Raw genomic sequence first — 4,161 nt, 5'->3', positions numbered from 1 at the left:
CAGACCTATTAGAAAATTCAATTATCTTAGTCCAATTGAAACTCTAAATAATAAGTTTGTTGCACTTATGAATTGAACACAGCTTTCTAGAAAATACAATAAAATCAAATTTTGGAATCAGAGTTAAAATTAAATAAAATTTTATCCGCCAATATTTTTTAAAATCTCTTGCATTTTGTTGTAAGCTGATTCACTTCTTTTTTTCAAAAAACGAATTGGATTACCTACGTATATTCCCCATTCATTTACATCTTCATAAACGGAGGAAAGGGCACCAATTGCAGAACCTTTTCCAACAGTTACCCCTGGAAATACTATTGAATGCGCTCCAATACCTGTGTGAGTTTCAAGAACTACCGGTTTATTAATCACAGAAAATAAATCATCGTCAAGCCCTGGCAATTTTACTCCATTTAACAAAGGAAGCGTTTCGCCAGAAAAATCACTTGTACTAGATAAAATAGTAGCTTTGATGCTTATAGCAACAAAATCACGTACCGTAATTTTTGATTGTCCGATTAAACATGCGTAGCAAGAGATGTGCACATAACTTCCAATCTCGATTCCGTCTTCTCCAGCCGAAAGCAAACAATAATCGTCTATTCGTACAAAAGAGCCTATTGTAATTTTTGAAGGATTGTATATGGAAGCTTTGTCGGAAATGTGTACATTTTCTCCGATAGATGCGAATCCTATTTTAATTAATTCCTCTTGTGAAAGAAAAGCCATACTTATTTTTTTTTAATCTTTAAACATAATTACACCCAAGAATTTCCCATGGTGACTAATCGAAATGGGTTTGATTTCTTTCGAAACATTATCAAATAAATTTGGAATTCCAAGTTCATTTTTAACAATTAAATTTGTACTATTTAAAAAATTGCAATTTTTTAAGTCATTGGTATAATCGATTGAGAAGTTTTCTATAATTATTTCACTTACAGTTGAAAAAGCATTTGATTTATAAAGTGCAATAGTATGAATATATTCTGTAAAAACAGACGTTTTAATCTGATATTCTAAATTGTTGTAGCATGCAGTTCCATAATAAACATTGTTTTCGATTTCAGTAATCTTACAATTAATCTTTGTGGGTGCATATTCTTTGACAGCAGTAATTCTATTATTTGCCTTGTAAGAAGCTTCTTTCATACTCCAAAGAATCCATACCAATAGTTCAGGATTTGCATCTGAAAGGATTATTTCTTGTTCAGCAATTGTATATATCTTGTCAAGATATCCTTTTCTTTTCCAATTACTTTCGATTGCTGCAAGTTGCAAATCAATCAGATCATTTCCAATCATAAAAAATAATTTCTGTTTAATTTCCAGTATACTTTTTATAGATAACGCATGCGTTTACATCTCCAAATCCAAAACTTGATTTTGCAATAATATTAATGTCCTTTTTTGTATAGGCTTTGGTAATTTTTTCTTCGTCTACTAATTTTAAGATTTCAGGATCGATATTTTCACAATTTATGTTTGGTATTAAAAAACCCTCCTCCAATTGCAGTACAGCTGCTATACTTTCAATAGCTCCCGCTGCACCTAATGTATGGCCAATCATCGATTTCAATGCCGTAATGTAGGGAAAATCTTTACCTTTTCGATTTAAAGCCTCCGCCCAATTTTTGATTTCTAGATTGCATTTGCCCGTGGAAGTCAAATGTCCATTTATAACATCAATATCATTTGCAGTTATTCCAGCGTCTTTCAACGCCTCTAAAATACATCTCTGTACGCCAACACTGTTGGGCAAGGTCATACTTCCATCCCCTTTTTGACCACCTGTATTGATGTTTCCACCTAGAATTTCCGCATAAATATGTGCTCCTCGTTCTAAAGCACTTTCTAAAGATTCCAGTACCATCGCTCCTGAACCACTTCCTGCCACAAAACCAGAAGCGCCATTACCCATAGGTTGAGAGGCTTTTTCAGGTTCATCATTGTGTTTGTATGTTGTAACTCTCAAAGCGTCAAATCCTGCCCAAGTGTAGGGACTACTGTCATTTGTACCACCTGCCAACATTCTTTTGGCTTTGCCAGCTTTAATTCTATCATATGCCATCAAAATGCTTTCGGATCCTGTTGCACAAGCAGAAGAATTTGTAGTTGCCTGATTGCCAACGCCTAGTTTTCCAGCTAAATAAGCACTTATTCCGCTTGGCATTGTTTGTATAACGAAATTACTTCCTAATCGTTTAACCTGCAATTTATCAATTAATACTATTCCATCTCTTAGTTTATCAGCAGCAATCGAACCAATTCCATATATCATACCACTATCCCAATCGGGCTCTTCGTCGAGTTCGCCTAGTTTCAATCCTGCATCTTGCCAGGCATCAATTCCTGCAATTACTCCATACAAAATACCACTGGCATTAAACTTCATTAATTCCAATGGAGTGAAATATTTTGATTTGAGTTCTTCCGAAATTTGAGGGATTCCTCCTATTTGGGCTTCAAAATTTAAATCAACAAGTCGGTCGATTAAACGTATTCCTGAAACTCCATTTTTTATCGCATTTTTGAATTCGGGAATTCCTATTCCATTGGGAGAAACGACCCCGAGGCCCGTTATAACTACTCGATTACTCATAAACTACTTTTATTTGCCAATATACCAGAGATTATACCTTCGCAAACTTTCTCATCTTTAGCATTGAACATCACTACTTTTGATTTTAACTTACCAAATCTAAAATATATTACCTCAGAAGTAACCGTGACTTTTTCATTGGGATAAACAGGTTTGTAAAACTCAACATTATAGGAAGTTGCTACACTTACCTCATTATGTTTTTTATGCTCGTCCAAAGATGTTAAATAAATACTTACGCTAGCACCACCAATTTGAGCCATCGTTTCTATTAAAATCGCGCCAGGAACAACTGGGAAGTTATTAAAATGGCCTTCAAAGAAATGTAAATTTTCATGAAATGTATAGCATCCACTTGCTCCTTTTTCATTTACATAAAAAAGTTCATCAACAAATAAATAAGGCGAAGAAAAAGGTAATTTTTTGAATATTTCTTGTGTTGTCATTATCTTGATATTAAGCTACTATAGATTCTCCTCCATCAACAGGAATCACGGTTCCATTAATCCATTTTGCTTCATCTTTACACAGCAAATAAACCACATCTGCAACATCTTCGGGAGTTGTAATTTTGCCAAAAGGATTTCTCGATAGTGCTATTTCTTTCATTTTATCGCTTCCAGGAATAAGTCGCAAAGACCGTGTATCGGTAACACCCGCTTGAATGCAGTTCGAACGAATTCCATAAGGTGCAAACTCTAAAGCTATATTTCTTGAAATGGCTTCCAAAGCTGCTTTAGCAACTGAAACCGCACTGTAATTTTTATAGGCTTTGGTATTACCTTCGCTGGTAAAGGAAATAATTCGAGTGTCTGTTGCAAATACGTTTTCTTTAAAAAGATTTTTTGTCCACTCGTACAAACTTATAGCCATATGCTCCAAGGTAATCATAAAATCATCCTTTTGAAGTTCGGGTTGGCTTTCGTCCACCATTGCTTTTAAATTCCCTTTTGCAATGCTGTGAATTAAACATTTTATTTTATCATCACCTAGTTGGATTTTAAGTTCCGAAATGGCTTGCATCCTTTTTTCAGGGTTTCCTGCATCGATGTTAAATGAAATGAATTTGACTTTGTTGGCAATAATTTCATTAAAAGAATTATTGATTAACTCCATTTCTGATCTAGAATTACGGTGAACAACAATGATGTTCATACCTTCTTTGGAAAGTTTAATAGCAGATGCCAATCCTAATCCACTACTTCCTCCTAGAACTAAAGCCCAGTAATTTTGATCTTTAAATTGCTTTTCCATCAGTAAATATTACAACCATAATAGACAATATGGATGATTAAGAAAGAATAAATGATTTGGTAGTTTTTTAAAAAAAACCTTAAATTAGGATTTTTCCTGAACCTTTGAAAGAATTACATCAACGGCATCATAAACATTTGCTATTTTTTCTAAACTAGAATTTTCTAATTCAATTTCAAAAGCTTCTTCCACATCTAAAAAAACATCAACTAAGTTTGCAGAATTAACTTTTAAATCAGTGGTAAAATTAGTAGTCTCAGAAATATTATTCAACGCTTCTGGATTTTGTGAATAAGGTTTAATTA

General features: G+C 33.7%; 6 protein-coding genes. All 6 read right to left on the bottom strand.

From position 1 onward, the window contains the following. Nucleotides 1–141 precede the first annotated feature (141 nt). Complete coding sequence (locus ACIQ2X_RS14255) at nt 142–729, bottom strand: acyltransferase (RefSeq protein ID WP_396179610.1); 588 nt, start codon at nt 727–729, stop codon at nt 142–144. 12 nt (nt 730–741) lie between these two features. Beyond that, nucleotides 742–1,305 carry a 4'-phosphopantetheinyl transferase superfamily protein gene (locus ACIQ2X_RS14250; RefSeq protein WP_396179609.1) on the bottom strand — a complete coding sequence of 188 codons (564 nt, stop codon included), beginning with the start codon at nt 1,303–1,305 and terminating at the stop codon, nt 742–744. 16 nt (nt 1,306–1,321) lie between these two features. Continuing rightward, nucleotides 1,322–2,602: a beta-ketoacyl-[acyl-carrier-protein] synthase family protein gene (locus tag ACIQ2X_RS14245; RefSeq protein ID WP_396179608.1), complete on the bottom strand. Its 1,281-nt coding sequence runs from the start codon at nt 2,600–2,602 to the stop codon at nt 1,322–1,324. Further along, nucleotides 2,599–3,048 carry a 3-hydroxyacyl-ACP dehydratase FabZ family protein gene (locus tag ACIQ2X_RS14240; protein WP_396179607.1) on the bottom strand — a complete coding sequence of 150 codons (450 nt, stop codon included), beginning with the start codon at nt 3,046–3,048 and terminating at the stop codon, nt 2,599–2,601. Before ACIQ2X_RS14240 ends, ACIQ2X_RS14245 begins: the two co-directional genes overlap by 4 nt. A 10-nt stretch (nt 3,049–3,058) precedes the next feature. Then, complete coding sequence (locus ACIQ2X_RS14235; protein ID WP_396179606.1) at nt 3,059–3,856, bottom strand: enoyl-ACP reductase; 798 nt, start codon at nt 3,854–3,856, stop codon at nt 3,059–3,061. 84 nt (nt 3,857–3,940) lie between these two features. Next, on the bottom strand, nt 3,941–4,161 hold a 221-nt coding region (locus tag ACIQ2X_RS14230; protein ID WP_396179605.1), incomplete at its 5' end, for an acyl carrier protein.

This window comes from Flavobacterium sp. (genome assembly GCF_044368625.1).
Classification (GTDB): Bacteria; Bacteroidota; Bacteroidia; order Flavobacteriales; family Flavobacteriaceae; genus Flavobacterium.
Note: the sequence above shows the minus strand (reverse complement) of the source record. Positions and strands in the feature narration are given on the sequence as shown.